Below are 26,595 nucleotides of genomic sequence, written 5' to 3'. Positions count from 1 at the left end.
GAGCCATCGATGCTCAGCGCATATTGCCGGTATGGCCCTGCGAATATCTGCCGGGCTGCGGCCAGACCGTCAGGCCATGAGGCTCGACGCCCACCCGGATTTTCGTCACGGCACCCGAATTCGTGTCGATCATGTAGACCTCGCTGTCGAAGCGGCCGGACAACCACAATTGCCTGCCGTCGGCGCTGACATTGCCCATGTCTGGGCTGCCGCCGCCGGGTATGGGCCATTGCGCGACGACCGAACGGGTGGCGAAGTCGATGACGGTCACGCTGCCCGGCCCCTTCGCGCGGCCTTGCTCCATCTTGTGCGAGCCACGATTTGAAACGTAGAGTTTTGTCCCGTCGCGGCTCACGACAAACCCGTGCGTTCCGATGCCGGTGGCGATGAAGCCGATCTCGGAAAAGCTGGCTGCGTCGATCAGGAACACGCCGTCGTTCATCATGTCGGCGACATAGAAGACCTTGCCGTCGGGCGAGAGCCGGATGTCCTGCGGCATGCCCATCTTCGACAAGGCGAGGTGGCCGAGCACCTTCTGGTTTTTCAGGTCCACCTTCAACAGTCCGCCATCGCCATATTCGCAGGTGAATATGGCATAGGCATTGTCGGCGGAAAAATCGGCATGGTTGATGCCGGGGCAGGTCGGCGTCGGTATCGTCGATTTCAGCGCCATTGTCTGCGGATCGCGCAGATCAAGCCGCTCATAGGCCTCATCGACGATGACGGCCGCACTTCCGTCCGGCATGAAGTACATGTTGTAGGGGTCATCGACCGGGATTTCGTGACCCGGCCTGGCGGTCCTGGGGTCGATCGGCGTCAGGCTGCCCTTGCTGGTGCCGCTGGCGTTGTTGGCGACCCAGAGCGTGCTCAGATCCCAGGACGGAACGACGTGCTGCGGCTTGCGCCCGACAGGGAACCTGTCGACCTCCTTGAGCGTCGCGGGGTCGATGACCGATACGCTGTTGGACGAGCGGTTCGGAACATAGACGCGCGGCAGTGCGCCTATCGTGGCCGGGCTCAAATGATCAGAGGTCGTCTGGTCGTAGATATTGACCGGAGAGCCGGCAGGCGGCGGCCCGCTGCAATCCTCCGGGCACGAGTCGGCCCAAGCCGAGGCCGGCGACAGGGCAAGCAACAAGACGAGCAGGGCGCGGAAGCTCGTGAACCGTGGGTATGGCTTGATCATCTGGGCTGCTGTTTCACGAATTCGCGGATGGCTTCGGTCGTCCCGCTGACGATCAGGTCGACGCCGAGTTGACCGAACTCGGCCGAAGATCGTGCGGGGTCGCCGCCATAGACTCCGTCGCCGGCACCGAGCTTCGGAGCCGCCGCGAGGCGATCCTTGCGCACCATGGAAGGGTCGATGGCGAGCATGAGCGATGTGTCGGCCAATCCGGCGTGCGTTCCGATCTCGGACTGCCTCGCGCCGGTCGACAGGAGCTTGTCGACATAGGCGCCCTGGGTGATCTGATAGTATTGCAGCGCCGCAAAGACCCGGACCGGGCTTTTGCTCCATTCGGCATTCAGACGATCGGCCACATGGCGCTCGTCGGCCTGATAGCCGCCATGGTCGCCGATCAGCACGATGGTCTTGAAGCCGTGCAGCTTGAAGCTGCGCGCCGCGGATTCGAGCAATTGCTCGAAAATCTTGTCGCTGATGGTAATCGTTCCGGGAAACCGCATATGGGCGCTCGGCGGGTCGATGGTCCCTTCCGGGACATAGGAAACCACCGGGGCGACCAAGGCGTTGCCGAGTTGACCGGCGATCTTCTCGGCCAGGAACTTGACCCGCGCATTGTGCTTGCCCAAGGCCATGGCAGGACCGCTTTGTTCGGTGCCGCCTATCGGGACGATGATCGTCGTCGTCCCGGCGTTGATCCGATCGCGCAGTTCGGTCCAGGTCTGGTCTTCGAGGAAGACCGACGCATTGGCAGCGTTGGCCGCCGAGGCAAGACCTGACAGAAACCAAAGGCCGACGACGATGCCCGCGAGCGTGCGTTGCACCGGACCGGATGTCCCCCGATTTCCTGCAATCAGTCCGGTGGCGGAGGTCTCGGGAAGGCGCCGGCGCCCGCGAAGATTCATGATCATGGGCTACCGCCGTCTCAGCAGGCTCTTCATGCGGTTGCGCAGCAGGCGGGCCATATTGCGGGTCTCGCGGTAGAGATGCAGCTGCGAAGCGGCCTGGCGGGCCAGGCGGTCGGCGTCCGGCGTCAGCCCGATCACCAGCGTGCCGATCGGCTTGCGCTCGGCCCACAGCCGGCTCATCACCGGATGGCCCGGCACCGCGCAGGAATCGGTCATCATGATGTTGGGATCGTCGAGATGCTGCCTTGTGACCTCGATCATCAGCAGCGTGCCGGGCGAATAGGCGGCCAGCGTCTCGTCATAGGCCGTCTTCCAAGTGTAGGCGACGCCGGCCTCGACGAACACGATCAGGCAAGCGACGGTGCGGCCGTCGAGCGTCAGCGAATGGATGCGGCACATGTCCTGCTCGGCGAGCCGGTGCACGGCCTCGCGGGCAAAGGCGGCGCGGAAGCGGTCGATCGCCATGGCGGTGCGCTCGCGGCCCTTCCAGCCGGACGCTTCCAGCGTCAGGAAGCTTTCGATGGCGTGGCGGATCTCCTCGGGGCCGCGCGCCACCACATGCTCCAGCCTGCCGAGGTCGGCAAGACGCCGCTTCAGGCGGCGGAACTCGCGATAATGGTGCGAGCGCAGCGAGGCCTTCAGATAGTCGTCGCCATCGAGCTCGCTCTCCAGCACGGGACGCGAGGTCTGGCCGGTGGTGACCAGGGTCAGGCCGCGCGTCTCGGCCACGGTGTCGAGCAGGCTCGCCACCGGACCGTCGAGCCTGATGTCGGGCAGCACGAAGACTTTCGGCAGCTTGAGGTGCGGGCGCGACAGCATCGAGAAGAAATCCTCGACGACGCCAACCGGATCGTCACGGTCGATCAGCGGCGTGCCGAGCGGACCGAACGGGCTCGACCAGGTGCGCATCACCGGAACGCCGAGCGGCACCACCGGACGCTCCACCGAGATCGGCACCAGGAGCCGCAGCCGGTTGCGGTATTCGTCGCCGTCGCGGATCACCGCCAGCCGCACCTCGCGATCCTCCAGCCGGGGCATGGCTGGCGCCAGGAAACGCGGGTTGAAGAAGACGTTCGGCTCGACCGTGCGGGCGCACAGGTAATCCAGTTCCTCGACCAGGTCGAAGCCGGCTGACGCCGGATAGATGGCAAGCTTGCGTTCCGGACGGTTGTTGGCGAGGATTTCGATATGGGCGGGGTCGGGATCGCGCGCCAGCCCGGCAAGGCCGGACACCATGGCGCCGGCGGTGCCGCCGCTGGTTTCCTCGAGCAACGGGATGGCGACCATCAGGCGGCTCCTTTGGCAGGCACGAAGATCGCCATGACGATGCCGAGCTTGCGCCAGACCGTGAAGGACAGCGCGCCGGCCTCGAAGATCATGGCGAAGGCGGTGGCCATGGCGGCGCCCCACAGGCCGAACATCGGGATCAGCACGACGTTGAGGCCGATGTTGAAGGCCAGTGTCATGGCATAGACGGCGGCGCAGATGTTCTGGTTGCCGCTCATGGTGAGCAGGCTTTCGCACGGGCCGACAGCGGCGCGCGCCACGACGCCGAAGACGAGCAGGAACAGCAGCGGATAGCCCGATGTGAATTCAGGGCCAAACAGCACCAGCATGGGCTTGCCCAGCGCCAGCACCAGCAGCGCCATCAGCAGCGAGGGCCAGAAGGTCCACGACACCGTCTCGCGGGCAAAGGCGGCAAGCCTTTCCGGCTCGCCATGGGTGAACTGCGCATAGCGCTGCGCGACGCCGGCCTTGACGGCGAAATAGACGAAATGCACCAGCGCCAGCGTCTTGACGGTGGCGAAATAGACGGCGACGTCGTTGGGATCCATATAGGCGCCGACCATCAGTACGTCGGCATTGGTGAGCAGGAAGAAGAAGCTTTCGACCAGGAAGATCGGCAGCGAGACGATGAACCATTGCGCGAAATGCACCTTCATGGGCCCGGCCGGGATCTGCCTTTCCATGCGGTGCGTGATGCCGATCAACTGGGCAAGCGTGGTGACGTAGGTGGCGGCGATCGAGGCGAAGATCGCCGTCCTGGCATCGGCGGCGTAGCCGGCGAAAAGCATCAGCGCCATGAACAGCAGGATCAGCACCGGCCGTATCAGATAGGTCGGCGACAGGGCAAACAGCGCCCAGCTGTTCGCCCTGGCCTGGCCCTGCAACAGATCCGACAGCGCGATCATCGGCAGGCAGATGACGCCGAGGATGAACGGGATGACGTAATAGTTTTCGATCCACGGCGCCGACAGCCAGACGCCGAGCGCGCCAAGCCCGGCGATGATGGTGGAGGCGATCAGCACGAACAGCCGGCTGGCCACGACAATGCCGCGCAGTTCATCCATCAGGCCGCGCTCGCGGTATTCGGGGATGAAGCGGATGACCGAGGTGTGGAAGCCGAGGCAGGCGAGGTTGCCGACGATGACCATCGTCACCCAGACGAGCACGAAGATGCCGTATTCGAACGAACCCATCCAGCGCGCCATCAGCACCTGGCTGATGAAGGCGATGACGGCGCTGACGATGCGGATGGAAAAGGCGATGACCGACATGCGGCCGGCCTCGCCACGCTCATCGGCGGTGAACAGCACGGCGTCGATGCGGCCAAGCAACGGCTCGACGCGCAGCGCCAAACGCTGCGGCAAGAACCGCCCGGCAGTCGTGGCCGCGGAAAAGCGCACCCCGATCTCTCTCCGTTTTCCGCCTCTTTTTCAGGCGTTGGTGTAGCGGAGACACATTAAGAAACGGTTGGGTGAGGGGGCGGGGCGGGCTGCGGACGAAAAGCCAACGATTTGGTTTTTCGAGCGACGAACGCGCGGAGCGACAGCGAACGGCTGGCGACCGCTTAAGTGGGTGAAGCCCAGAATCCGCTTTTCGAGATCCGCCGTGTTGCGGAACACCAACCGCGATGCGGCTAGAGGAGACAGGCCATATCTTGGAACTCGGCGCTGCCCCTTATCCGGCCCTGCGGCCACCTTCTCCCCGTGGAACGGGGAGAAGGAAGAGCGTCCTTACGCAAACGCGCCATGGCAGTGCTTGTACTTCTTGCCTGAGCCGCAGGGGCAGGCTTCGTTGCGGCCGACCTTGCCCCAGGTCGCCTGGTTGTTCGGGTCGCGGTCTTCGGGGGCGACGACGGCGCTCTGCTCCTGGCGCACCAAGAGGGCCGTATCACCGCCTTCGAAATCGTTCTCGCCGGTGGTGCCGTCAATGTGCGTGCCGAACATGTCGGGCGCCTCCGGGGGCGGGGCTTCGGCGGCCTGGCGGACCAGCTCGACGCGCATCAGCTGCGCGGTGACGGCCTGGCGCAGATTGCCCAGCATCGCCTGGAACAGCTCGAACGCCTCGCTCTTGTACTCCTGCAGCGGATCGCGCTGCGCGTAGCCGCGGAAGCCGACGACCGAACGCAGATGGTCAAGGTTGACGATGTGCTCGCGCCAGAGATGGTCGAGCGTCTGCAGCACCACGGAGCGCTCGACATAGTTCATCACTTCGGGGCCGAAGCGCTCGGAGCGCTCCTTGGCGGCGGCGTCGGCGGCAGCTGTGATGCGCTCGCGGATGTCGTCCTCGGCGATGCCTTCTTCCTTGGCCCACTCCTCGACCGGCAGGTCGAGATTGAGGAATTCGGCGACCTCGGCCTTCAGTCCGGCGACATCCCACTGCTCGGCATAGGCGTTTTCAGGAATGGCCTTGGCGACGATCTCGTCGATGACGCCCTCGCGCATCTCGGCAATGGTTTCCGACAGGCCTTCGCCGTCCATCAGCTCGATGCGCTGCTCGAACACCACCTTGCGCTGGTCGTTGGAGACGTCGTCATATTTCAGCAGGTTCTTGCGGATGTCGAAGTTGCGCGCTTCGACCTTCTTCTGCGCCTTTTCCAGCGCCTTGTTGATCCAGGGATGGATGATGGCCTCGTCTTCCTTGAGGCCGAGCTTCTGCAGCATGCCGTCCATGCGCTCGGAGCCGAAGATGCGCATCAAATCGTCCTGCAGCGACAAGAAGAACTTCGAACGGCCCGGATCGCCCTGGCGGCCGGAACGGCCACGCAACTGGTTGTCGATGCGGCGCGATTCATGGCGCTCGGTGGCGAGCACGTAGAGGCCGCCGGCGGCCAGCGCCTTTTCCTTCAGGCGCTCTACGTCGGCAATGATCTCCTTTTCGCGCGCCTCGCGCTCCGGGCCTTCCGGCATGTCGCCCAGTTCGTCGGCGATGCGCATCTCGGCATTGCCGCCGAGCTTGATGTCGGTGCCGCGGCCGGCCATGTTGGTGGCGATGGTGATGGCGCCGGGCTTGCCGGCCTGGGCGACGATCGCCGCCTCGCGCTCGTGGTGGCGGGCGTTCAGCACCTCGAAATCCTTGAAACCTTCCTTGCGCAGGCGCTCCGCCAGCTGCTCGGACTTCTCGATCGAGGTGGTGCCGACCAGCGTCGGCTGGCCCTTGGCGCTGGCTTCGCGGATCTCCTTGACGATCGCCTTGTACTTCTCCTCGACCGTCCGGTAGACCTCGTCGTCCTCGTCCTTGCGGATGACCGGCAAATTGGTCGGGATCTCGGTGACTTCGAGACCGTAGATGTTGCCGAATTCCTCGGCCTCGGTCAGCGCCGTGCCGGTCATGCCGGAGAGCTTCTTGTAGAGGCGGAAGTAGTTCTGGAAGGTGACGGAGGCGAGCGTCTGGTTCTCCGGCTGGATCGCCACGTGCTCCTTGGCTTCCAGCGCTTGGTGCAGGCCTTCCGAATAGCGGCGGCCGGGCATCATGCGGCCGGTGAACTCGTCGATGATGACGATCTCGCCGTTGCGCACGATGTAGTCCTTGTCGCGCTGGAACAGCCGGTGCGCCTTCAGCGCGTTGTTGACGTGATGGACGATGGCGACGTTCTCGACGTCATAGAGCGACTCGCCCTTCAGCAGGCCGGCATCGCGCAGCAGGTTCTCCAGCTTCTCGGTGCCTTCCTCGGTGAAGATCGAGGTCTTCTGCTTCTCGTCGATCTCATAATCCTGCGGCTGCAGCTGGATGATGAAGGTGTCGATGGTGTTGTACATTTCCGAACGGTCCTCGAGCGGACCGGAAATGATCAGCGGCGTACGTGCCTCGTCGACCAGGATGGAATCGACTTCGTCGACGATCGCGTAATTGTGGCCGCGCTGCACCATCTGGGCGCGCTCGTACTTCATGTTGTCGCGCAGATAGTCGAAGCCGAGTTCGTTGTTGGTGGCGTAGGTGACGTCGGCGGCGTAGGCGGCGCTGCGTTCCTCGTCCGACAGGCCATGGACGATGACGCCGACCGAGAGGCCGAGGAATTTGTAGACGCGGCCCATCCATTCGGAGTCGCGCGTGGCAAGATAGTCGTTGACGGTGACGACGTGGACGCCCTTGCCGGCCAGCGCGTTGAGGTAGACCGGCAGCGTCGCGACCAGGGTCTTGCCCTCGCCGGTGCGCATCTCGGCGATGCCGCCATTGTGCAGCACCATGCCGCCGATCAGCTGGACGTCGAAGGGGCGCATGCCGAGCACGCGGCGTGCCGCCTCGCGCGCGGTGGCGAAGGCCGGGACAAGAAGGTCGTCAAGGCTGGCGCCATTGGCGATATCCTGGCGGAATTTTTCCGTGCGCCCCGCGAGTTCGGCGTCGGAGAGCGCCCGCATCTCGTTTTCCATGGCGTTGATCGCCTCGACACGGGGCCGGGTCGATTTGACCCGACGGTCGTTGGAGGAACCGAAAACCTTACGGGCGAGACCGCCGAGACTGACCATCCAATGGTCCTTTCGATAGAATTCTCAATCTTGAGACAGGCGCCGGCCGGCCCCATCAAATCCGCGTGATCGCACCGCCTCAATACGGGCAAACACAAAAAGCGCCCGGAAAACGGTTCTGGACGCAAAGTCGTTGGACAGATAAGAGGGGGCTCAACTGATGTCAACGCCGCGCTGGCCCTGCCGGTCGCGCCAAATTCCGCCACAATCTGGCTGATCTGGAAGCCACCCCTCCTTACAATCCTTCACCGGAGTCATCCTTATGCCCTTGTTGTTCCGCCGTGCGTCGCTCGCCAGCCTTGGTCTGGCCTTCGGCCTGTCGGCTCTTTGCCTGTCGCCCGTCATGGCGCAGGAGGCCGCTCCTGCTGCTCCGGCCGCACCCGCGGCGGCGCCGGTCGACCCGAATGCCGTGGTCGCCACGGTCAACGGCCAGCCCCTGACCGAAGCCGACCTGGTGCTCGCCGAAGGCGAGCTGTCGCAGCAATTCGCGCAGCTGCCGCCTGAACAGCGCCGCGCGGCCGCCCTTTCGGCGGCCATCGAGATCCGCGTCATGGCCGCCAAGGCCGTTACCGACGGTCTCGACAAGGATCCCGACTTCCAGCGCCGCATGGCCTTCCTGCAGCAGCGCGCGCTGCATGGCGAGATGGTCGAGAAGGGCGTCGTCGACAAGGTAACCGACGCCGAGATCCGCGCCCGCTACGACCAGGAAATCGCCAACACGCCGCCGGTCAACGAGGTGCATGCCCGTCACATCCTCGTGAAGACGAAGGAAGAGGCCGAGGCGATCATCAAGCAGCTCGACGGCGGCGCCGACTTCCAGAAGCTCGCCAACGAGCACACCAGCGATCCCTCGGGCAAGTCCAACGGCGGCGATCTCGGCTGGTTCGGGCCTGGGCAGATGGTGCCGGAGTTCGACAAGGCGGCCTTCGCGCTCGAGGTCGGCAAATACACCAAGGAGCCGGTGCAGTCGCAGTTCGGCTGGCACGTCATCAAGCTCGAGGACAAGCGCGCCAAGCAGCCGCCGGCCTTCGACGACGTCAAGGACCAGGCCAAGCAGGCGGTCATCCGCGACAAGTATTTCGCGCTGGTCAAGTCGCTGCGCGCCGGCGCGAAGGTCGAGATCCCCGACGCCAAGCTGAAGCAGGCCGTCGATACGATGGAAGCCGGCAAGTAAGCCTGAACGATTTTTTCAAGAAGGGCGCGGCAGCCAAGGGTTGCCGCGCCCTTTTTATTGGCCGCCGCTATCTGCCGGGCGCTTCTATGCCTTGCAGGAGATAGCGGACCATCTTGCGTATCGCCGCCTCTGGCTCGTCAAGCCGGTTGATCAGGAGATGCCGCCAGGCGTAGGAGGCGACGAGATCGGCGACCACGCCCGGGTCGATATCGCCGGCGATCTCGCCGCGTGCCTTGGCGCGCTCGATGATCTGGCCGGTGTGGGTGCGGCGCCCTCCGGCATAGCCGGCAAGCGCCGCAGCCGCGGTTTCATCCGATTGGGCCTCGGCGATCAGCGACTTGAAGACACTCCCCGACGATGTCTCGCGCCAGTGCGTGAACAGATTGATCAGGAAGCCGACGAGATCCTCCTCCAGGCTTCCGGTGTCGGGAAGGTCGACGCGCTTCTGGCGCTGGTAGACCTCGAGCAGCAAGGCTGCCTTGCTCGGCCACCAGCGATAGATGGTCGGCTTGCCGGCACGGGCGCGCCGCGCCACCGCCTCGATCGAGAAACCGGCATAGCCGGCCTCGATCAGCACGGCTTCGGCAGCCTCCAGAATGGCTTCGGCGCTGTCGGGATTGCGCCTGGCGCCAATCGACTTGCGTGCCGGATCGACGATTTCGCCCATGAGCGCTTCCTCCTGAAGCGGTTGCGTGTCGGCTGAAACGACAAGCCGCCGGCACCTGTTGCCTCGCCCGTATTTTTGCCAGCCGGATGCTTGTCATCCTGGAGCAAATCGTTCGCTTTCCTTGCAGCGTTCGTGCGGACGCCAAATGAAGCCATTTGGCCGCAAAATGCGCTGATGCCAAGAGATTGCTCACACATCGAGATACCAATACATCATCGCTTGACGAAACGGAACGGTTCGTTCTATTCAACGAAACGTCTCGTTCCCATGGACATCACCATGACCACCATTATCGCATCCGGCTCCGCGCCCGCCGAGACGACAATTTCGAGTTGGATGACCTTCTTGCTGGCTGCCGCCTGCGGGCTGATTGTTGCCAATATCTACTATGCACAGCCACTGATTGGCCCGATCGGCGCCGAACTTGGCCTGCCGCCACATGCGGCGGGCCTGATCGTCACGATGGCGCAGATCGGCTACGGGGTGGGCCTGCTGTTCATCGTGCCGCTTGGCGACCTGATCGAGAACCGCAGGCTCGTGCTTGGCATACTCGCCGTTGCGACGCTTGCCTTGCTGGGCGCGGCGATTTCAACGCAGCCGGCGGCTTTTCTGGCGGCGATGCTGTTTGTCGGCCTTGGCTCGGTCGCGGTGCAGACCCTTATCCCCTATGCGGCGCACCTGGCGCCGGAGGCCAGGCGTGGCCGCGTGGTCGGCAATGTCTCGGTGGGATTGTTGCTGGGCATCATGCTGTCACGGCCGTTTTCCAGCTTCATCACGGCGCTGTCGTCCTGGCATGTGGTCTATTTCACCTCCTGCATCGTCATGATCGTGCTGATCGCGGTGCTGCGGTTTGCGCTGCCCAGGCGCGTGCCGACGGCCCGTCTGAGCTACGGCGCGCTCTTGGCGTCCATGGTGCAGATTGCGCGCTCGACGCCGGTCCTGCGGCGGCGGGCTCTCTACCAGGCGTTCCTGTTCGCGGCCTTCAGCCTGTTCTGGACGACGACGCCGCTGCTGCTGGCCGGACCCGATTTCGGCCTGACACAGCGCGGCATCGGCCTGTTCGCCTTGGCCGGCGTCGCCGGTGCAATCGCCGCGCCGCTCGCCGGAAGAGTAGCCGACCGCGGATGGAGCCGCCCGGCGACGGCCTTTGCCATGCTGTGCGTCGCCGTCGCCTTTCTTGTAACCCATATCGCCCGCAGCGGTTCGACGCTTTCGCTGGCGATGCTGGTCGCCGCGGCAATCGTGCTCGACTTCGGCGTGCAGACCAACCTTGTCCTCGGCTATCGCGACCTGTTCGCGCTCGGCGCCGCGCATCGCAGCCGTCTCAACGGGCTTTACATGGCGACGTTCTTCATCGCCGGCGCGATCGGCTCGGCCGTCGGCGGTTGGGCCTATGCGCAAGGCGGCTGGCCGTTGGTGTCCTGGATCGGCCTGGCGCTGCCGGCTGCGGCCCTGCTCTGTTTCGCCACCGAATTCATGTCGCGCCAACGGGCGTGAATTCGCGCCCCGTCAGCGCATCATTGCATGGCCTGCGATGTTTCGGATTCGATGCGCCATCCCTCTTCGGCCTTGACCAGCCCGAGCGTGACGCGCGCCTTGCCGGTCAGCCGTGCCGCCGACTTGTCCTTGGGCACATAGTCGTAGCGCATGGCAAAGGCGGCATCGGCGCGGTCCTCGCCATGCGGCGTGATCTCCAGGCTGCCGGGTTCCAACCCGAGCGACCACGAGGCCCATTGCGCGAACCAGTCGGTCTTCACCTTGACGATGGCATCGGCGTCGTAGCGTGTGCCGAAAATGGTGGCCGACGGGCCGTAGACCCGCTTGACCGTTTCGGCCATCGTCCTGGCGTCGGGCGTCAGATAATCCCGGCGCAGGAATTGTTCGATCGAAGCCTTGTCGTCGCCCACGGAGCGCTCCAGCGCCGCGACCTGTTGGGCCGGCGCCGGCTCGGCCGTCGGCTTGGGCTTCGGGGCGGGCCCTTCACCCGGGACGAACTCGAAGCGTTCGAGCAGCGAGCCCTGCTCCCATGGGCGCTGGCTTTCTCGGGTTTGCGAAACGACGTCGCGGCGCACCGCGATCATCATGTCGTTGATGCTCTGGCCGGGTTCGGCGATGTGCCGCAACAGGGCTGATGCAAAGGGCGAGTTGCGCCCGGTGCCGTCCATGGCGACCGCGCCCGGCGCCGTCGAAAAGGCGATGAAGGAGCCGCGCGTCGAATCGAACTGCGCCAGGCCGGCGAGCGCCGTCGCCGAGCGCGTGGTGGCGGTGCGGCTCAGACTGCGGGCAAACGGATTGTTGCGGCAGGCATCGAGAAACACCAGGCTGACCTTGGTCTGCTGTTCCATGATGTCGAGAACTTCGTCGATCGGCACGGCTTCGAGCTGCAGTTTCACCGGCATGTCGAGCCTGGCGTCGACCGGCACGATGTAATTGCGCCCATCGACCTGCAGACCGTGGCCGGCATAGTAGAAAAGCCCGACGCCCGCGCCTTCGAGCGCATCGGAGAATTCGCCGATGCTGCGTTCGAGCTCGCGTTTGCCGAGGTCGTTGCCTTCGATGACTTGGAAACCGATGGAGCGCAGCTTGGCGGCGATGTCGAGGGCGTCGTTGACCGGATTGGCCAGCGTGCCGGCCTCGGCATAGGTGCCGTTGCCGATGACGAGCGCCACGCGCCGCGCCGGCTCAGCGTCGGCGCTCAGCAGCAATAGTCCCAGAAATGCCCAAGCGAGGATCGCAAGCCTGCCCATGGGGCGCAATCATAGCGCCACAGGCCCCGGCGACGCCAACAGATTTGAAATGCAGGCTTAATCCGGCGTGGTCCGCCGCCCCGGCAGGCGCGGCGAAAACGCCCTTGCGCCCGCGCGCCGTATCAGGCAAACCGGCCTTCCCTTGCGATTTTCCCGCCCGAGGTCCCCATGTCCACGATGATTTCGCCGCTCGCGCCGAAGAAATACCCCAAGATGCCTGTCATCGAAGGGGTGCGCATCGCCACCGCCGAAGCGGGGATAAAGTACAAGAACCGCACCGACCTGCTGGCCATGGTGTTCGATGCAGGCACCGCGGTCGCCGGCGTGTTCACCAAGTCGAAATGCCCCTCGGCGCCGGTCGATTTCTGCCGCCAGAACCTTGCCGCCGGCAAGGCCCGGGTGCTGGTCGTCAATTCCGGAAATGCCAACGCCTTCACCGGCAAGAAGGGCCGCGAATCCACCGCGCTGACGGGCGAAGCGGCGGCAAAGGCTGCCGGCTGCACGGCAGGCGAGGTGTTCCTGGCCTCGACCGGTGTCATCGGCGAGCCACTCGACACGACCAAATTCAGCCATCTGCTTGCCGGACTGGTCAGCGACGGCAAGCCCGACCTGTGGACCGAGGCGGCAAAGGCCATCATGACCACGGACACCTATCCGAAGGTGGCGACGCAGACCGTCAAGCTTGGCGACACCGATGTCACCATCAACGGCATTTCCAAGGGCGCCGGCATGATCGCGCCCGACATGGCGACGATGCTGTCCTTCATCGCCACCGACGCGCCGATCGCGGCCCCTGTGCTGCAGGACCTGTTGTCGCGCGGCACGGCCAAGACCTTCAACGCGGTGACCGTCGACAGCGACACGTCGACCAGCGACACGCTGCTGATCTTCGCCACCGGCAAAGCCGCCAAGCGCGGCGCGCCTGAAATCACCGACCCGAAAGACGCGCGGCTCGGCCAGTTCCGCCGGGCGCTCGGCAAGGTGCTGAAATCGCTGGCGCTGCAGGTGGTGCGCGACGGCGAGGGCGCCCGCAAGCAGGTCGAAGTCACCGTCACCGGCGCGAAATCGGCCCGCTCGGCCAAGCGCATCGCGCTGTCGATCGCCAATTCGCCACTGGTCAAGACGGCGGTCGCCGGCGAGGACGCCAATTGGGGCCGTGTCGTCATGGCCGTCGGCAAGGCCGGCGAACCCGCCGACCGCGACCGGCTGTCGATCTGGTTCGGCGACAACCGGCTGGCGCACGAGGGCGAACGTGACCCGGCCTATTCGGAAGAAAAGACCTCGGCCTATATGAAGCGCGACGATATCCGCATCCGTGCCGATATCGGCATCGGCCGCGGCAAGGCGACGGTGTGGACCTGCGACCTCACCAAGGAATACGTCGCCATCAACGGCGATTATCGGAGCTGACGGTTTTGGCTTCCAGGCATCCGGCAAGCATGCTTGCGATCGTGCGCCGCTACGAGGCGGCCGGCTTTCGCGCCTGGCCGGCGGCCGCCGTCCATTATGACGGCACCTGGGTGGTGCGGCTGACCGCCGGCCATCCGGCCAAGCGGCTGAATTCGGTCAACCCGCTCGATCCCGGCGACATCCAGCACATAGCCGACCGCATCGGCCGCGCCAGCCGCCGTTTCGATGCCTATGGCAGGCCGCTGACGTTCCGCATGTCGCCGCTGTCGGGTCCCGACCTTGCCGGCCATCTCGACAAGGAGGGCTGGAGCCGGTTCGACGAATCGCTGGTCATGCGGCTGCCGCTGGCCGACGCCCAGCTCGATGCCGCCATGGACCAGATTCCGCTCAAGGACATCAGCCGCTTCATCGGCGCGTCGCTCAAGGTCAGTGGCTCGGATGTTTCGCTGCGGCCCGGCCTGTCGGAGATCATCGGCGCCATCCAGCCCGAGGCCGGGCTGTTCGCGCTGGAAGATGGGGCAGAGGCGCTGGCGACCCTGATCTGCGTGCATGACGGCGATCTCGCCGGCCTGTTCGAGGTCGCCACCGACAAGTCGGCCCGCAACAAGGGCCATGGCCGTAACCTGATCCGGTCGGCGCTGAAATGGGCGCGGCTGCGCGGCGCGCGGGAAGCCTGGCTGCAGGTCGAGGCCAGCAATGTTCCGGCGCTGGCGCTCTATCGGTCGCTCGGCTTCGAGGAAGTCTATCGCTACCATTATCGCCGGCCGCCTGGTCATGAGTGACGTCGGGCATGAATGATCCGGCCAATACCGGCAAGCGCCTGCTCCTGGTGGCGGCCTGCGCGCTGGTCGATGCCGACGGCCGCGTGCTGCTGGCGCAGCGTCCCGAGGGCAAGCAGCTTGCCGGCCTGTGGGAGTTTCCCGGCGGCAAGGTCGAGCCCGGCGAGACGCCGGAACAATGCATCATCCGCGAATTGCACGAGGAGATCGGCATCGAGACCGAGATCCCGTGCCTGGCGCCGCTTACCTTCGCCAGCCATTCCTATGACGACTTCCATCTGTTGATGCCGCTGTTCGTCTGCCGCCGCTTCCGCGGCATTGCCCAGCCCCGGGAAGGGCAGGCGCTGAAATGGGTGCGGCCGAAGCAAATGCGCGACTATCCGATGCCTCCGGCCGACGCGCCGCTGATCCCGTTCCTGATCGATCTGCTCTGAGGACTTGTTTTGACGCAATTCCCAAGGGAAACCGTTCCGCGGTTTTCCCGGGAGAACCGCTTTACACTTTCCTGGATTTGCCCAGAGGAGCGGGCTGCGGCCCTTATCAGCCAGCGTTAATGGAAGATTTATCTCATCATGAAAAATTGATGCATGGCCGTGCCGTCGCGGCCGCGTCGCGGATTGGCTGGGGAGCGATAGGATGAGCCTGGACAGGGATTGGGATTCGATCCGGCCCGACCGCGGCTTTCGTGCCGCCGATGCGGGCATGGGCATCCTGCGCGTCACGCTGCTGTTCGGTTCGGCCGCGGTGGCGCTGGCGCTGATCGCGACTCCTTTCCTCGACAGCCAGACGCGCTCGCAATCTGCGCGCGATGATTTTCCCGGCGGTCTCGACATGACGGCCACCGGCTCGATCACCCATCGCACCACCTATACGGTGCGCCGCAGCGTGCTGCAGGCGCAGCCCGATTCGGTCTGCATCATCGGCTCCGATGGCAGAACCAGCGGCGACTGCTGACATGGTTAAGATATCTGCGGAAGGGCGGCCGTTTCACCGCCTGTTAAGTCTTTGCCGTTAACCTTTCTTAACAGATCGGCGGTAATATCCTGGCGAGAGGGGTTGAGGTCATGAAAGCGGTGCTGCTGCGATTTCTGAAGGACGAGACCGGCGCCACGGTGGTCGAATATGGCCTGATCGTCGCTGTGTTGTCGTTGACCATCGTCGCCGGCATCAGTCAGGTTTTCAACTCGATCACCTGGCTGTTCAGCAACAATGGCAGCCGGCTTGCGAACGCCTTCGCACCCTGATCCGGCTGTCCGCGCATAGAGCGTTTCACCGTTTCATGGAAACGGCGAACCACTCTAACTCTTTGTTTTGACGCAATTCCGGATGGAAAACCGCTCACACTTTTCCTGGAATTGCTCTAACGCCGGTCATTGCCCGTCGGGAGCCTCCAGTATCGTCTTCAGCGAGACCTTGGCCGAACCCGGCTTCAGCGGTTTTTGCTGCGAGGCATCGGGCGCCCAGCCGGACATCCAGACAATCGAGAAACTTGCCCTTACGCGGCCGTCGGCGTCGGAAAACCGTTCGGCGTAAATTTCCGCCGCGCGGGCAAACAGCTGGCGTGCGCCCGGCCGCCGGCTGCGGTCGGTGAGTGCGCTGGTTTCGCCCATGGCGCGCAGATCGGCCATCAAGGCAAACAAATTGGCATAGCGCACCGTCACGGTCTCGACATCGGCGACCGGCAGGGCAAGACCGGCGCGCTGCAGCAGCGCACCGGCATCGCGCACGTCGGTGAAGGGGATGACGCGCGGGCTGGCGCCGCCGTAAAGCTCGGTCTCGGCCGCAAGCAGGCTTTCACGCAACTCACCGAGCGTGCCGGCGCCGGCGAAGGCGCCGAGAAAGAGCCCGTCCGGCCGTAGCGCGCGGCGGATCTGGATCAGCATGCCGGGAATGTCGTTCATCGCCTGCAGTGACAGAAGCGACACCGCCAGATCGAGGCTTGCCGGCTCGAAGGGTACGGTTTCCAGCGGTGCGACCATGCCGGCAGCACCCGTCAGGAAGACTGCGTCCGCCTCGACGCGGGCGATATCCGCCACCTTGCCGCTCGCGGCGAGCACGCCGGCCGCGGCCGGCGTCTGGCAAAACAGCACTGCCGCCTTGCCGAACCTGCGCTCGACGGCGCCCAGCCGGTCGGCAAGGTCCTCGGCGGCGCGGTTCATCAGGAAATCGGCACCGTCGACCGGATGGCTGAGCGCGCGCCGCTTGTGCGCCAGCCACAAAGAGGTATCCATAATAGGCTGCAACGGGCGGATCCTTGTTTGTCCACGCCCTGATACACTTGGTACACTCGGTGCGGAGAACCAACCACGTGGCCGATCCGATGCCAGAGATCAAGTCCATCGGGATCAGGAACCTTGCCCGATCGGCCCTCGGCTGGCCGGCGCGCATGCTGTTTCCACCGGTCTGTGCCGGTTGCCGCCGGCATGTCTCGCAGCCCGGCGTGCTGTGCGGCGCCTGCTGGCCGAAGCTGCGGCTGCTGGAGCGGCCCTGGTGCCCGGTGATGGGCACGCCGTTCACCCATCATATGGGCGAGGGGTTCCTGTCGGCCGAGGCGATCGCGGACCCGCCGCCCTTCGAGCGGGCGCGGGCAGCCGTCGCTTATTCCGGCGTTGCGCGCCAGATGGTGCAAGGGTTGAAATACCAGGATCGCACCGATCTGGCGCCTTGGATGGCGCGCTGGATGGTGCGCGCAGGCGCCGATCTCATCGCCGAGGCCGATGTGGTGGTGCCGGTGCCGCTGCACTGGCGGCGTTTCTTCCGTCGGCGATTCAACCAGTCGGCGGAACTGGCGCGCGCGGTTTGCGACCTCAGCGGCCTGTCTTTCGCGCCTTCCGCCATGCGGCGCGTGAAGCTCACCCGCCAGCAGGTCGGGCTGGAGCGGCAGGAGCGCGAGGAGAATGTGCGGGCCGCCTTCCGCGTGCCGGCCGAGGCGGAGATCGAGATCGCCGGCCGCAGGGTGCTTCTGATCGATGACGTCTACACCACGGGCGCCACCGTGCGCGCAGCCACCAAGGCGCTGAAAAGGGGCGGTGCGTCCGCCGTCGACGTGCTGACCTTCGCGCGTGTGCTGCCGGGGGACTTCCGGGCGGACGAGTCCGCGACTATATAAGTCGGCAACCAAAGCGGAATTCATCATGGTCGATGTCACGATCTATACGCGGATGATGTGCGGCTACTGCACCGCGGCCAAGCGGCTGCTGGAGCGCAAGGGCGTCACCTATACCGAGCATGACGCTTCGTTTTCGCCGGAACTGCGCCAGGAGATGATCTCGCGCGCGCACGGCCGCACGACCTTTCCGCAGATTTTCATCGGCGACACGCATGTCGGCGGCTGCGACGATCTCCATGAGCTGGAGGCCGAAGGCCGGCTGGACAGACTGCTCGCCAACGGCGCGACGATTTGAGGGTATTTTGATGGGTGTTTTCAAGGCTGCGGCGATCCAGATGCGTTCAGGCGAAAGCCCCGAGCGCAATGCCGTCGATCTCGAACGGCTGGTGCGTGAAGCGGCAGGGCAGGGCGCGACCTATATCCAGACGCCGGAAATGACCGGGGCGCTGATCCGCGACAAGGAAGCGCGTGCCGCCTCCTTCACCTCCGAGGACAAGGATATCATCGTCGCGACCGCGCGCGGATTGGCGCGCGAACTCGGCGTCTTCCTGCATATCGGCTCCACCGCCATACTGCGCGGCGACGGCAAGCTCGCCAACCGGGCGCTGCTGTTTGGTCCGGACGGCGCGACGCTGGCCACCTATGACAAGATCCACATGTTCGACGTCGACCTCGACAATGGCGAGAGCTGGCGCGAATCCGCCGCCTATGAACCCGGCACCGAGGCCGTCGTGACCGAGGTTGCGGGCGCCAGGTTGGGCTTTGCGGTCTGCTACGACCTGCGTTTCCCGCAGCTGTTCCGCGCCGAGGCGCTGGCCGGTGCCGATGTTTTGACCGTACCCGCCGCCTTCACCCGCCAGACCGGCGAGGCGCATTGGCATGTGCTGCTGAGGGCGCGTGCCATCGAGAACGGCGCCTTTGTCGTCGCCGCCGCGCAGGGCGGCCTGCACGAGGATGGTCGCGAGACGTTTGGCCATTCGCTGATCGTGGATCCATGGGGGCGCATCCTCGCCGAAGCCGCGCATGACGAGCCCGCTGTGATCGTCGCCGAGATCGACCCGGCGCAGTCGGTTGCGGCGCGCAAGAAGATCCCCAATTTGAAGAATGCGCGGGATTTCACCATCAATGCCGGCGCGGTGGACGCGCCGCTTCTGCGGGGTGCCGCCTCTTGATCCGCTTTTCCCTGATCTGCGACAACGAGCACGAGTTCGAGGGCTGGTTCCGCAGCAACGACGATTTCGACACCCAGAAGAAGCGCGGCTTTGTCGATTGCCCGAGTTGCGGCTCGCACAAGGTAGAGAAGGCCCTGATGGCGCCGGCCGTTTCGACGGCGCGCAAGCAGGAGACCATAGCGCTCGCCATGGGCGAGGCGCAGAAGCAAGCCCTGGCGCAACTGAAGGCGATGGCCGAGAAGGTGCGCGAGAATGCCGACTATGTCGGCGACAAATTCGCCGAGGAAGCGCGAAAAATCCATTTCGGCGAAACCGACCCACGCGGCATCTACGGCGAAGCGACGCTGGAAGAGGCCAAGGGCCTGGCCGAGGATGGCGTCGATTTCATGCCGATCCCGGTGTTTCCGGACGATCGGAACTGAACGTTCAGCTCACGCTGCCTATCAATTTCTCAAGCAGGTGCGAAAGCGTTTCCCGTTCGGCGTCGCTTAGGCCCGCGAGGATTTCGTGTTCGTTGGCGACGTGGGCGGTCAGGGCCTCGTCGATCAAAGCGAGACCCTTCTCGGTAAGCTGCACGACGATGCCGCGCCGGTCGTTGGGGTGCGGGCCGCGCTGGGTCAATCCGGCCTTCTCCAGCCGGTCGAGCCGATTGGTCATGGCGCCCGAGGTAACCATCGTCGCCTCGTAGAGAGCGGTCGGCGTCAGCGCGTAAGGTGAGCCTGACCGGCGCAGCGTTGCCAGCACGTCGAACTCGCCGGCTTGCAATCCGAATCGCGCAAACAGCGGCGCAAGGCGATCGCGCGCAATCAGCGACGAGGCTTCGTTCAATCGCCCGAGCACGCCCATCGGCGAGACATCGAGGTCCGGCCGCTCTCGTTTCCACTGCTCGATCGCTCGCGCTGCCCTATCCATTGTCTTACCACTAAATATCTTGACGTTAAGAATCTTTCCATTATCTTACCGCAAGATACAATGCCGGCCAAGAGGCCACGCACGACAGGGTTCGATCATGAAACTTCTCTGGGATTCGGCGCTCGGCCTGCTGGTCGTCACGGGCAGCCTGCTCGGCCTGACACTGCCCTTCGGCAAGCTCGCCACGGCAGCCGGCGTGCCGGCCATGGTCTGGGCTTTCATCATCTCGCTCGGCGCCGGCGGCGTGCTGCTGTGCGTGCTCTTGCTGCGCGGGGAGCACGTCCGGCTCACCGCTCACAAACTGCGCTATTTCTTCGTCACGGCGGCCGTCTCCTATGCCGTCCCCAATCTCCTGATGTTCTCGGCCATCCCGCATCTGGGCGCCGGCTATACCGGCATCATGTTCACGCTGTCGCCTGTCGTCACGCTGGTGTTCTCGATCCTGCTGCGCGTTCGGCGGCCGAACATGCTGGGCATCATTGGCATAGCCGTCGGTTTCGCCGGCGCCGTGATGGTGGCGGTGACGCGCGGCGAGGCCGGCCAGCCGGCCGATCTGTTCTGGGTGGTGACCGGGCTGCTGATCCCGGTCAGCCTTGCCGCCGGCAACATCTACCGCACCGTCGACTGGCCGGAAGGCACCGGCCCGATCGAGCTTGCCGTCGGCAGCCATCTGGCGTCGGCAACACTGCTGCTCGCGGGCATTCTCGCTCTGTTCGGCATCAAGGCCTTCGCGCCGCTCGGCGGCGTACCGCTGATCGTCATCGCGCAGGTCGCATCGGCGTCGGCGATGTTCGCCTTCTTCTTCCGGCTGCAGGCGGTCGGCGGGCCGGTCTATCTCAGCCAGATCGGCTATGTGGCGGCCGCGGTCGGCCTGTTTGCCGGCACCATCTTCCTTGGCGAGCACTATCAGCAGCTGACCTGGGCCGGCGCCGTCATCATCACCGCCGGCGTCTTCATCACCACGAAGGCGCAGAGCCAGGCCGTCGCGAAGCCGCAGCCTGCGTAAACGTCGTCATAGCTTTCCGCCGCCGCCGGCGCCGCTGCCGGGCTCCGGCCTTGGATGCCGGCGGCGGTGCGTGGCGGCGGCCCGCGCCGCCTGTTCGTAGATGCCGGTCATCAGTTCGAGCATACGCGCGACATCTTCAAGCTTGTCGGCCATTTCGGGAATGCGCGTCACGGCATCGATGAGCAGGACGGAGCGGATGTCGGCATAGCGCTCGGTCACGCGATGCCCGAGCGGTGTCACTTCGTAGGTGACGCCTGACCTGCCGCTGCCGGTGCGGGTGATCAAGCCGCCCTTGAGCAGTTTGCGCAGGCTGTACTGGATGTTGGGAATGTCGTCGCGGTTGGTCATCTGGGCAAGATCGCGAACGCTTTTCGGGCGGTCGTTCATCCGGATGATGTGGAGCAGCGCGTTCTCGGGTCCGCTGGCGGAAAACTCGATCACCGTGGCGAGGCATTCAGCCTGCCAATGGCCGAATGCCTCGTAGGAGCGCATCAGCGCGTACTCGACTTCGGTGACGTCGATCTCCAGCGGCGTGCGCGCCAGATGCCAGCCGCGATCCAGCAATTCGGCCTGTGTTTCCAGAGATTTGCGCCGTTCGTTCATCTGCCTGTCCCCTGCCATCAGCATGCGCTGATCCTGGTGATTGCGTCCACATGAATTTATGATAGACTTTCTATTATAAATTATAATTAAAAATGAGGAGAACACCGCCAATGAGCATGCTCGACAAGACCGCGCCTCATGCGCAGCCCTTCTTTCTCGGCACTTTCGCGTCCAATTGTTCCGGCGGCATGACCGTCACCAAGGTTCCCGAGCGCTGGGAAAGTTCCTGGGACAACAATCTGCGGCTGGCGCATCTGCTCGACGAGGCCGGCATCGACTTCATGCTGCCGATCGCGCGCTGGATCGGCTATGGCGGCGAGACCAATTTCCACGGCAACGTGCTGGAGACGATCACCTGGGCGGCCGGCCTTCTGGCGCTCACCCGCAACATCACGGTTTTCGCCACCACCCATACCGCGGCCAACCATCCCGTCGTCGTCGCCAAGCAACTTGCGACCATCGACCAGATCAGCCGCGGCCGGATCGGCCTCAACATCGTCGCCGGCTGGAACAAGCCGGAATATGAGGCGCTTGGCCTGACGCTGCCCGACGACCATGTCACGCGCTACGGCTATGCCCAGGAATGGTTCGATGTCGTCCAGGCGCTGTGGCAGCGCTCGGAAGCCTTCGACTGGGACGGCACCTGGTTCAAGCTCAAAAATGTGCTTGGCGATCCGCGCCCGTCGTCACGGCTGCCGATCCTCAATGCCGCCGGGTCGGAGGAGGGCCGCAAATTCGCGGTCCGCAACGCCGATTTCCTGTTCACGCCGGCAATCGACCTGGCGCGCTCCAAGGATGAGATCATTGCGCTGAAGGAGCAGGCGAGGGCCGCCGGCAGCGATGTCGACGTGCTGACCTTTGCCCATGTCGTCTGCCGGCCGACCGAAAAGGAAGCCAAGGACTATCTCGAACATTTCGGCCGCGCCAACGCCGACTGGGCGGCGGTCGACAATCTGGTGCGGTTGCAGTTCGCCCATGCGCAGTCGTTCCCGCATGATCTCCTGGCGCTCATTCGCGACCGCATGGCGGCGGGCCATGGCGGCTTCCCGCTCACCGGCACGCCCGAGCAGGTCGCCAACGGGATCACCGCCTTGCATGCGGCGGGTTTTCGCGGCTCGACGCTGTCCTTCGTCGATTATGTCGAGGAATTCCCCTATTTCCGCGACACCGTGCTACCCATCCTCGAAGAGAGAGGCATTCGCATCGCGCCGCCCGCGATGCAGTCGGCGGCTTAGACGCGAAGAGGCAATGTCCATGGCAGAAGGTCCGGTCAGCGTCGCCGACTTCCGTGCCGCCATGCGGCTCATCGTCGGCAATGTCAGCGTCATCACCGCCGGTGTCGGCGACGACCGTTCCGGCCTTGTCGTCATTTCGGTGGTCTCGCTGTCGGCCGAGCCGCCCAAGGTGATCGCTTGCGTCAACCGCTCGTCATCGACCTGGCCGGTTATCGAGCGCTACCGGCATTTCGGCGTCAATTCGCTGGGGCCCCAGCATCAAGCCGTGGCGGAGCGTTTCTCCGGCTTTGGCGGCATCAAGGGCAAGGACCGCTATGGGGGCGCCGAATGGATGACGCTGAGGACCGGAGCCGCACTGCTTTCCGACGCCGTGGCCGCCTTCGACTGCAGCCTTGACGAGATGATCGACCGCGGCACGCATTCCATCGTCATCGGTTCGGTCGAGGCGGTGCGCACCCGCGATGCCGGCCAGGCGCTGATCTATTGGCGGGGCGGCTACCGAGCGCTCAACACTGAGTAGCGAGAGACCGGATCAGACGGATCCTTTTTCCGCCAGCACCATGTAGTTGACGTCCATGTCCTTCGACCGCGCCCAACGATCGGCAAGCGGATTGTAGGTGACGCCGGTGCGGTCGATGATCGTCAGGCTGGCGCCGCCGAGCGCCTTCTCCAGTTCTTCCGGGCGCACCAGCTTGCCGAACTGATGCGTGCCGCGCGGCAGCCAGCGCAGCACATATTCAGCGCCGATGATGGCGAGGCCCAGCGCCTTCAGCGTGCGGTTGATGGTGGCCACGAACATGATGCCACCGGGCCGGACCATCTGCCCGCATTTGGCGACGAACAGGTCGATGTCGGCGACGTGCTCGACCACTTCCATGTTGAGGATGACGTCGAAAGTCTCGCCGGCGTCGGCAAGGTCCTCAGCCGTCGTGGCGCGGTAGTCGACGATCACATTGCCTTCGGCCGCGTGCAGTTTCGCCACTTCGATGTTCGTCTCGGAGGCATCCGCTCCCACGACCTCGGCACCAAGCCGCGCCATCGGCTCGCACAAAAGACCGCCGCCGCAGCCGATATCGAGGATGCGCAGTCCCTCGAACGGCCGCGCCGCACGAGGGTCGCGGCCGAAGCGCGTCGCTATCTGGTCGCGGATATAGGAAAGCCGGACCGGATTGAACTTATGCAGCGGACGAAACTTGCCGTTCGGATTCCACCATTCGGCGGCAAGGGCGGAAAAGCGTTCCACTTCTCCGGCATCGATCGTCGATCGTCGGGGCTCTGGCATTGATTGGTCTCCTCGAACGCTAGGAAGTCGGGCGTGGGAGCGCGAAAGTCAAGGCAACAATTTTCCCGTACCGACAGGCCGAAGCATCCTGTCAGGGCATGTCAGCTGTCGCGCGCGGCGGTGAAACACAATTGGCGTGGCGGGCGAATGAAGGGCATCGTTTGGATTCGAGGGAGTGCGCAATGTCGGCCATGACGGCCTCGATCCTTTGGCGTCGGCTGGATGTGGAGGGCCACGACGCCTGCCTGCTTTCGCAAGCCGATGACGGGCACAGCCTCAAGGGGCAGGCCATCTTCGTCCAGGACGGCAAGCCATGCTGCCTTGCCTATGAGGTGATTTGCGACGCCGGCTGGCGCACGCGATCGGCGCGGGTCGACGGTTTTCTCGGCATGCGCGAGCTGCACTATGCCATTGAACGACATTCCGACGGCGAGTGGACGCTGAACGGCGAGCCACAGCGGGACGTTGCCGGCCTTGTCGACGTCGACCTCGGCTTCACGCCGGCATCGAACCTGCTGGCGATCCGCCGGTTCGACCTCGGCATCGGCGAGACGACGCCCGCTCCAGCCGCCTATCTGAGCTTTCCAACGCTTGAGATGGTGCGTCTCGAGCAAAGCTATCGGCGCCTCGACGGCACCCGCTACGCCTACAGCGCGCCCATGTTCGGTTATGACGAGATCCTTGGTATCTCGCCGCACGGCTTCGTCGTCGACTATCCCGGCCTGTGGACAAACGTGGCTGCGTCAGGCTGAAGGAAGTCCCGGCGCGGCCTATTTCGCGTCCAGCACGTCGCGCAGCTTGGCTTCGAGTTGCTCGATGGTGAACGGCTTGGCCAGGAAGTGCACGTCATGGTCGAGCACGCCGTTATGGACGACGGCATTCCTGGTGAAACCGGTGGTGAATATGACCTTCAGGCCGGGTTGGCGTGCGACCGCTTCCTCGGCGAGCTTGCGGCCGTTCATCGCAGGCATGACGATATCCGTGAAAAGCAGCGCGATGTCCGATGTCGCCGCCAGCTTCTGAAGGGCCTCCTGGCCACTTCCAACATGGATGACCGTATAGCCGAGTTCGCGCATGGCGTCTGTCGTAGCGGCCCGCACGCGGGCGTCGTCCTCGACGACGAGGATCGTTTCGGTGACCCTGGCGGTGCTCTTGCCATGCCCGGCGCGTGCCGCCGGCTCCTCCGGTCCGAAAAACCGGGGCAGATAGATCCTTATCGTCGTGCCTTGGCCCGGTTCGGAGTAGATCTTGACGTGGCCGCCCGACTGCTTGACGAAGCCGAACACCTGGCTCAGCCCAAGTCCCGTGCCCTTGTTGACCGGCTTGGTCGTGAAGAAGGGGTCGAACGCCTTGGTGATGACCTCGGGCGACATGCCGGTGCCGGTGTCGGTGACCGCGATCATCACATATTGGCCTGGCGTGACTTCGGCATGTGTCGCGGCGTAGGCGTCGTCGAGGTGGCTGTTGGCGGTCTCGATGGTCAACTTGCCATCATTGTCCATGGCGTCACGGGCGTTGACAGCAAGGTTGAGGATGGCGTTCTCGATCTGGCTGGGGTCGGCGTGGGTTTTCCACAGGCCGGCCGCCAGCACGGTTTCGACGCGGATGCCCTCGCCCAGCGCACGGTGCAGAAGGTCGGACATGCCAGTCACCAGCCGGTTGGTGTCGACCACCTGCGGAGCAAGCGGCTGCAGGCGCGAGAAGGCAAGCAGCCGGGAGGTCAAATTGGCGGCACGGCCGGCTGCATCCGTCGCAGCCTCGACGAATTTCTCGATGTCATTCTCGCCGCGCTTCAGCTTGCGCTGGGCAAGGTTCATGGCGCTGAGGATGACCGCCAGCATGTTGTTGAAATCGTGGGCGATGCCGCCTGTCAGTTGGCCGACCGCCTCCATCTTCTGCATCTGGCGGATCTGGGATTCGGCCTTCTCGCGCGTGTTGATCTCGTTGCCGAGCTCGATGTTCTTGCGCATCAGCTCTTCCTGGGCGGTGGCGACCTCGCGGAAGCGGCGGCGGGATTGGCGGATCGTGTAGGCACCGAGCAGGAAGATCGCGACGAGGGCCGCAAGCGAACCGACACGCAGCCAGGCCTCGACCTGGTCCGTGTGCTCGTCGCGCGCTGCGATGTCGGCGGCGCCGATGCGCCGGATCGTGTCCATGCTGGCGCGGATCTCGTCCATGGCGGCCTTGCCCTGGCCGCTGCGGACCAGTTCCAGCGCCTTCGACGCATCGCCCTTGTCGTAGAGGGCGATCGTCTCGGACAGTTCAGCCTGTTTTTGCGCCAGTGCGTCCTTGATGTGGCTGATCTGCGGGGCGAGCTGATCGTTGGATGATGTCATGGCATCGATGCGGGCAAGTTGCCCCGGGATTGCATCGACAGCCTTCTGGTACGGTTCGAGATAGGATTTCTCGCCGGTCAGCAGATAGCCGCGCTGGCCGGCCTCGGCATCCTGCGCCAATGAAAGCAGCCCTGAAAGCTGTTGCTGGTATTCGATTGTCTCGCGCGCGGCGGCACGATTGGCCCTTTGTCCCTCGACCAGCAGGGCACGGGTGCCGACGATCAATGCCAGCACGGCGAAGCCGGCAACAAGCGGCAGCGATTGCAACCGCATGGCGCGCCGAAGACGAGCAATCATCTGTTATGCCGAACCAAAAGGAATTCCC

27 protein-coding genes are annotated in these 26,595 nt (G+C 64.6%); 15 read left to right on the top strand and 12 right to left on the bottom strand.

Annotated features, from left to right (window positions below; genetic code table 11):
• Positions 1-13: 13 nt before the first annotated feature.
• From QQK95_RS28075 to secA, 5 genes are all read right to left on the bottom strand, one after another.
• Positions 14-1,186 (bottom strand): YncE family protein, encoded by a 1,173-nt coding sequence (locus tag QQK95_RS28075; RefSeq protein WP_284277680.1) that lies wholly within the window; start codon positions 1,184-1,186, stop codon positions 14-16.
• Positions 1,183-2,091 carry a creatininase family protein gene (locus QQK95_RS28070; protein WP_284277678.1) on the bottom strand — a complete coding sequence of 303 codons (909 nt, stop codon included), beginning with the start codon at positions 2,089-2,091 and terminating at the stop codon, positions 1,183-1,185. The genes QQK95_RS28075 and QQK95_RS28070 overlap by 4 nt, the downstream gene beginning before the upstream one ends.
• Positions 2,092-2,094: 3 nt before the next feature.
• On the bottom strand, positions 2,095-3,375 hold the full coding sequence (locus QQK95_RS28065; protein ID WP_284277677.1) for a GNAT family N-acetyltransferase: 1,281 nt from the start codon (positions 3,373-3,375) through the stop codon (positions 2,095-2,097).
• Positions 3,375-4,775, bottom strand: a complete 1,401-nt coding sequence (locus QQK95_RS28060; RefSeq protein ID WP_284277676.1) for a lipopolysaccharide biosynthesis protein — start codon at positions 4,773-4,775, stop codon at positions 3,375-3,377. Before QQK95_RS28060 ends, QQK95_RS28065 begins: the two co-directional genes overlap by 1 nt.
• A gap of 330 nt (positions 4,776-5,105) precedes the next feature.
• On the bottom strand, positions 5,106-7,838 hold the full coding sequence (secA, locus tag QQK95_RS28055; RefSeq protein WP_284277674.1) for a preprotein translocase subunit SecA: 2,733 nt from the start codon (positions 7,836-7,838) through the stop codon (positions 5,106-5,108).
• Between the two features lie 262 nt (positions 7,839-8,100).
• Between secA and QQK95_RS28050 the strand changes: the two genes are divergently transcribed.
• Positions 8,101-9,012 carry a peptidylprolyl isomerase gene (locus tag QQK95_RS28050; protein WP_284277672.1) on the top strand — a complete coding sequence of 304 codons (912 nt, stop codon included), beginning with the start codon at positions 8,101-8,103 and terminating at the stop codon, positions 9,010-9,012.
• A gap of 67 nt (positions 9,013-9,079) precedes the next feature.
• Here the strand turns inward: QQK95_RS28050 and QQK95_RS28045 are convergent, their stop codons facing one another.
• Positions 9,080-9,679: a TetR/AcrR family transcriptional regulator gene (locus QQK95_RS28045; protein WP_284277670.1), complete on the bottom strand. Its 600-nt coding sequence runs from the start codon at positions 9,677-9,679 to the stop codon at positions 9,080-9,082.
• Positions 9,680-9,958: 279 nt separating this feature from the next.
• Between QQK95_RS28045 and QQK95_RS28040 the strand changes: the two genes are divergently transcribed.
• Positions 9,959-11,176 (top strand): MFS transporter, encoded by a 1,218-nt coding sequence (locus QQK95_RS28040; RefSeq protein ID WP_284277669.1) that lies wholly within the window; start codon positions 9,959-9,961, stop codon positions 11,174-11,176.
• A gap of 20 nt (positions 11,177-11,196) precedes the next feature.
• Here the strand turns inward: QQK95_RS28040 and QQK95_RS28035 are convergent, their stop codons facing one another.
• Positions 11,197-12,426 (bottom strand): caspase family protein, encoded by a 1,230-nt coding sequence (locus tag QQK95_RS28035; protein WP_284277668.1) that lies wholly within the window; start codon positions 12,424-12,426, stop codon positions 11,197-11,199.
• A gap of 168 nt (positions 12,427-12,594) precedes the next feature.
• On the opposite strand from QQK95_RS28035, the gene argJ reads away from it, so the two are divergent.
• The 5 genes from argJ to QQK95_RS28010 all read left to right on the top strand — a co-directional run bounded on the left by argJ (position 12,595) and on the right by QQK95_RS28010 (position 15,859).
• A complete protein-coding gene (gene argJ, locus QQK95_RS28030; protein WP_284277667.1) occupies positions 12,595-13,836 on the top strand; it encodes a bifunctional glutamate N-acetyltransferase/amino-acid acetyltransferase ArgJ in 1,242 nt (413 codons plus the stop codon).
• A 29-nt stretch (positions 13,837-13,865) separates the two neighbouring features.
• Entirely contained in the window at positions 13,866-14,618 is a 753-nt protein-coding gene (locus tag QQK95_RS28025; RefSeq protein ID WP_284277666.1) for a GNAT family N-acetyltransferase, read from the top strand.
• Between the two features lie 8 nt (positions 14,619-14,626).
• Positions 14,627-15,049: a (deoxy)nucleoside triphosphate pyrophosphohydrolase gene (locus QQK95_RS28020; protein WP_284277664.1), complete on the top strand. Its 423-nt coding sequence runs from the start codon at positions 14,627-14,629 to the stop codon at positions 15,047-15,049.
• A gap of 202 nt (positions 15,050-15,251) precedes the next feature.
• Positions 15,252-15,569: a hypothetical protein gene (locus tag QQK95_RS28015; protein WP_284277663.1), complete on the top strand. Its 318-nt coding sequence runs from the start codon at positions 15,252-15,254 to the stop codon at positions 15,567-15,569.
• 110 nt (positions 15,570-15,679) lie between these two features.
• The gene (locus QQK95_RS28010; RefSeq protein WP_284277662.1) at positions 15,680-15,859 is read left to right on the top strand and encodes a Flp family type IVb pilin; all 180 of its coding nucleotides are present in this window, start codon (positions 15,680-15,682) and stop codon (positions 15,857-15,859) included.
• Between the two features lie 126 nt (positions 15,860-15,985).
• Here the strand turns inward: QQK95_RS28010 and QQK95_RS28005 are convergent, their stop codons facing one another.
• Positions 15,986-16,858, bottom strand: a complete 873-nt coding sequence (locus QQK95_RS28005) for a methyltransferase domain-containing protein (protein ID WP_284277661.1) — start codon at positions 16,856-16,858, stop codon at positions 15,986-15,988.
• 65 nt (positions 16,859-16,923) lie between these two features.
• On the opposite strand from QQK95_RS28005, the gene QQK95_RS28000 reads away from it, so the two are divergent.
• Genes QQK95_RS28000 through QQK95_RS27985 form a run of 4 tightly spaced genes read left to right on the top strand, consistent with a single transcriptional unit; the run spans position 16,924 to position 19,318 of the window.
• A complete protein-coding gene (locus QQK95_RS28000; RefSeq protein WP_284277660.1) occupies positions 16,924-17,724 on the top strand; it encodes a ComF family protein in 801 nt (266 codons plus the stop codon).
• A gap of 25 nt (positions 17,725-17,749) precedes the next feature.
• On the top strand, positions 17,750-18,019 hold the full coding sequence (gene grxC, locus QQK95_RS27995; RefSeq protein ID WP_199644564.1) for a glutaredoxin 3: 270 nt from the start codon (positions 17,750-17,752) through the stop codon (positions 18,017-18,019).
• Between the two features lie 10 nt (positions 18,020-18,029).
• Positions 18,030-18,896 (top strand): carbon-nitrogen hydrolase family protein, encoded by an 867-nt coding sequence (locus QQK95_RS27990; RefSeq protein WP_284277659.1) that lies wholly within the window; start codon positions 18,030-18,032, stop codon positions 18,894-18,896.
• Positions 18,893-19,318 carry a DUF1178 family protein gene (locus QQK95_RS27985; protein ID WP_284277658.1) on the top strand — a complete coding sequence of 142 codons (426 nt, stop codon included), beginning with the start codon at positions 18,893-18,895 and terminating at the stop codon, positions 19,316-19,318. Before QQK95_RS27990 ends, QQK95_RS27985 begins: the two co-directional genes overlap by 4 nt.
• Before the next feature lie 4 nt (positions 19,319-19,322).
• Here the strand turns inward: QQK95_RS27985 and QQK95_RS27980 are convergent, their stop codons facing one another.
• On the bottom strand, positions 19,323-19,808 hold the full coding sequence (locus QQK95_RS27980) for a MarR family winged helix-turn-helix transcriptional regulator (RefSeq protein ID WP_284277657.1): 486 nt from the start codon (positions 19,806-19,808) through the stop codon (positions 19,323-19,325).
• A 97-nt stretch (positions 19,809-19,905) separates the two neighbouring features.
• Here QQK95_RS27980 and QQK95_RS27975 point away from each other — a divergent pair, with 97 nt between their 5' ends.
• A complete protein-coding gene (locus QQK95_RS27975) occupies positions 19,906-20,814 on the top strand; it encodes a DMT family transporter (protein WP_284277656.1) in 909 nt (302 codons plus the stop codon).
• Between the two features lie 6 nt (positions 20,815-20,820).
• Here the strand turns inward: QQK95_RS27975 and QQK95_RS27970 are convergent, their stop codons facing one another.
• A complete protein-coding gene (locus QQK95_RS27970) occupies positions 20,821-21,441 on the bottom strand; it encodes a winged helix DNA-binding protein (protein ID WP_284277655.1) in 621 nt (206 codons plus the stop codon).
• Between the two features lie 86 nt (positions 21,442-21,527).
• On the opposite strand from QQK95_RS27970, the gene QQK95_RS27965 reads away from it, so the two are divergent.
• Both QQK95_RS27965 and QQK95_RS27960 read left to right on the top strand, forming a co-directional pair.
• Positions 21,528-22,652, top strand: coding sequence for an LLM class flavin-dependent oxidoreductase (locus QQK95_RS27965; RefSeq protein WP_284277654.1), 1,125 nt, complete (start codon positions 21,528-21,530; stop codon positions 22,650-22,652).
• A 13-nt stretch (positions 22,653-22,665) separates the two neighbouring features.
• A complete protein-coding gene (locus QQK95_RS27960; RefSeq protein ID WP_284277653.1) occupies positions 22,666-23,172 on the top strand; it encodes a flavin reductase family protein in 507 nt (168 codons plus the stop codon).
• Between the two features lie 12 nt (positions 23,173-23,184).
• On the opposite strand, the gene ubiG is transcribed toward QQK95_RS27960, so the two are convergent.
• The gene (gene ubiG, locus QQK95_RS27955) at positions 23,185-23,934 is read right to left on the bottom strand and encodes a bifunctional 2-polyprenyl-6-hydroxyphenol methylase/3-demethylubiquinol 3-O-methyltransferase UbiG (RefSeq protein ID WP_202361558.1); all 750 of its coding nucleotides are present in this window, start codon (positions 23,932-23,934) and stop codon (positions 23,185-23,187) included.
• A gap of 182 nt (positions 23,935-24,116) precedes the next feature.
• Between ubiG and QQK95_RS27950 the strand changes: the two genes are divergently transcribed.
• Complete coding sequence (locus QQK95_RS27950; RefSeq protein ID WP_284277652.1) at positions 24,117-24,686, top strand: putative glycolipid-binding domain-containing protein; 570 nt, start codon at positions 24,117-24,119, stop codon at positions 24,684-24,686.
• A gap of 18 nt (positions 24,687-24,704) precedes the next feature.
• Here the strand turns inward: QQK95_RS27950 and QQK95_RS27945 are convergent, their stop codons facing one another.
• The gene (locus tag QQK95_RS27945) at positions 24,705-26,543 is read right to left on the bottom strand and encodes a CHASE3 domain-containing protein (protein WP_284277789.1); all 1,839 of its coding nucleotides are present in this window, start codon (positions 26,541-26,543) and stop codon (positions 24,705-24,707) included.
• Positions 26,544-26,595: the final 52 nt, after the last annotated feature.

The organism is Mesorhizobium huakuii, assembly GCF_030160235.1.
GTDB classification, from domain to species: Bacteria; Pseudomonadota; Alphaproteobacteria; order Rhizobiales; family Rhizobiaceae; genus Mesorhizobium; species Mesorhizobium huakuii.
The sequence above is the reverse complement of the archived record's forward strand: the minus strand, read 5'-3'. Positions and strand labels throughout refer to the sequence as shown.

What these genes read in the sequence shown, in the direction of transcription:
- QQK95_RS28025 (WP_284277666.1), top strand. Translation starts at nt 13,866, where the DNA reads ATGCTTGCGATCGTGCGCCGCTACGAGGCGGCCGGCTTTCGCGCCTGG.
- QQK95_RS28015 (WP_284277663.1), top strand. Translation starts at nt 15,252, where the DNA reads ATGAGCCTGGACAGGGATTGGGATTCGATCCGGCCCGACCGCGGCTTT.
- QQK95_RS27975 (WP_284277656.1), top strand. Translation starts at nt 19,906, where the DNA reads ATGAAACTTCTCTGGGATTCGGCGCTCGGCCTGCTGGTCGTCACGGGC.
- grxC (WP_199644564.1), top strand. Translation starts at nt 17,750, where the DNA reads ATGGTCGATGTCACGATCTATACGCGGATGATGTGCGGCTACTGCACC.
- QQK95_RS28040 (WP_284277669.1), top strand. Translation starts at nt 9,959, where the DNA reads ATGACCACCATTATCGCATCCGGCTCCGCGCCCGCCGAGACGACAATT.
- QQK95_RS28070 (WP_284277678.1), bottom strand. Translation starts at nt 2,091, where the DNA reads ATGATCATGAATCTTCGCGGGCGCCGGCGCCTTCCCGAGACCTCCGCC.
- QQK95_RS27965 (WP_284277654.1), top strand. Translation starts at nt 21,528, where the DNA reads ATGAGCATGCTCGACAAGACCGCGCCTCATGCGCAGCCCTTCTTTCTC.
- QQK95_RS28035 (WP_284277668.1), bottom strand. Translation starts at nt 12,426, where the DNA reads ATGGGCAGGCTTGCGATCCTCGCTTGGGCATTTCTGGGACTATTGCTG.
- QQK95_RS28020 (WP_284277664.1), top strand. Translation starts at nt 14,627, where the DNA reads ATGAATGATCCGGCCAATACCGGCAAGCGCCTGCTCCTGGTGGCGGCC.
- QQK95_RS28050 (WP_284277672.1), top strand. Translation starts at nt 8,101, where the DNA reads ATGCCCTTGTTGTTCCGCCGTGCGTCGCTCGCCAGCCTTGGTCTGGCC.
- QQK95_RS28065 (WP_284277677.1), bottom strand. Translation starts at nt 3,375, where the DNA reads ATGGTCGCCATCCCGTTGCTCGAGGAAACCAGCGGCGGCACCGCCGGC.
- QQK95_RS27970 (WP_284277655.1), bottom strand. Translation starts at nt 21,441, where the DNA reads ATGCTGATGGCAGGGGACAGGCAGATGAACGAACGGCGCAAATCTCTG.
- QQK95_RS28045 (WP_284277670.1), bottom strand. Translation starts at nt 9,679, where the DNA reads ATGGGCGAAATCGTCGATCCGGCACGCAAGTCGATTGGCGCCAGGCGC.
- argJ (WP_284277667.1), top strand. Translation starts at nt 12,595, where the DNA reads ATGTCCACGATGATTTCGCCGCTCGCGCCGAAGAAATACCCCAAGATG.
- QQK95_RS28075 (WP_284277680.1), bottom strand. Translation starts at nt 1,186, where the DNA reads ATGATCAAGCCATACCCACGGTTCACGAGCTTCCGCGCCCTGCTCGTC.
- QQK95_RS27990 (WP_284277659.1), top strand. Translation starts at nt 18,030, where the DNA reads ATGGGTGTTTTCAAGGCTGCGGCGATCCAGATGCGTTCAGGCGAAAGC.
- QQK95_RS27980 (WP_284277657.1), bottom strand. Translation starts at nt 19,808, where the DNA reads ATGGATAGGGCAGCGCGAGCGATCGAGCAGTGGAAACGAGAGCGGCCG.
- ubiG (WP_202361558.1), bottom strand. Translation starts at nt 23,934, where the DNA reads ATGCCAGAGCCCCGACGATCGACGATCGATGCCGGAGAAGTGGAACGC.
- QQK95_RS27945 (WP_284277789.1), bottom strand. Translation starts at nt 26,543, where the DNA reads ATGCGGTTGCAATCGCTGCCGCTTGTTGCCGGCTTCGCCGTGCTGGCA.
- QQK95_RS27960 (WP_284277653.1), top strand. Translation starts at nt 22,666, where the DNA reads ATGTCCATGGCAGAAGGTCCGGTCAGCGTCGCCGACTTCCGTGCCGCC.
- QQK95_RS28010 (WP_284277662.1), top strand. Translation starts at nt 15,680, where the DNA reads ATGAAAGCGGTGCTGCTGCGATTTCTGAAGGACGAGACCGGCGCCACG.
- secA (WP_284277674.1), bottom strand. Translation starts at nt 7,838, where the DNA reads ATGGTCAGTCTCGGCGGTCTCGCCCGTAAGGTTTTCGGTTCCTCCAAC.
- QQK95_RS27950 (WP_284277652.1), top strand. Translation starts at nt 24,117, where the DNA reads ATGTCGGCCATGACGGCCTCGATCCTTTGGCGTCGGCTGGATGTGGAG.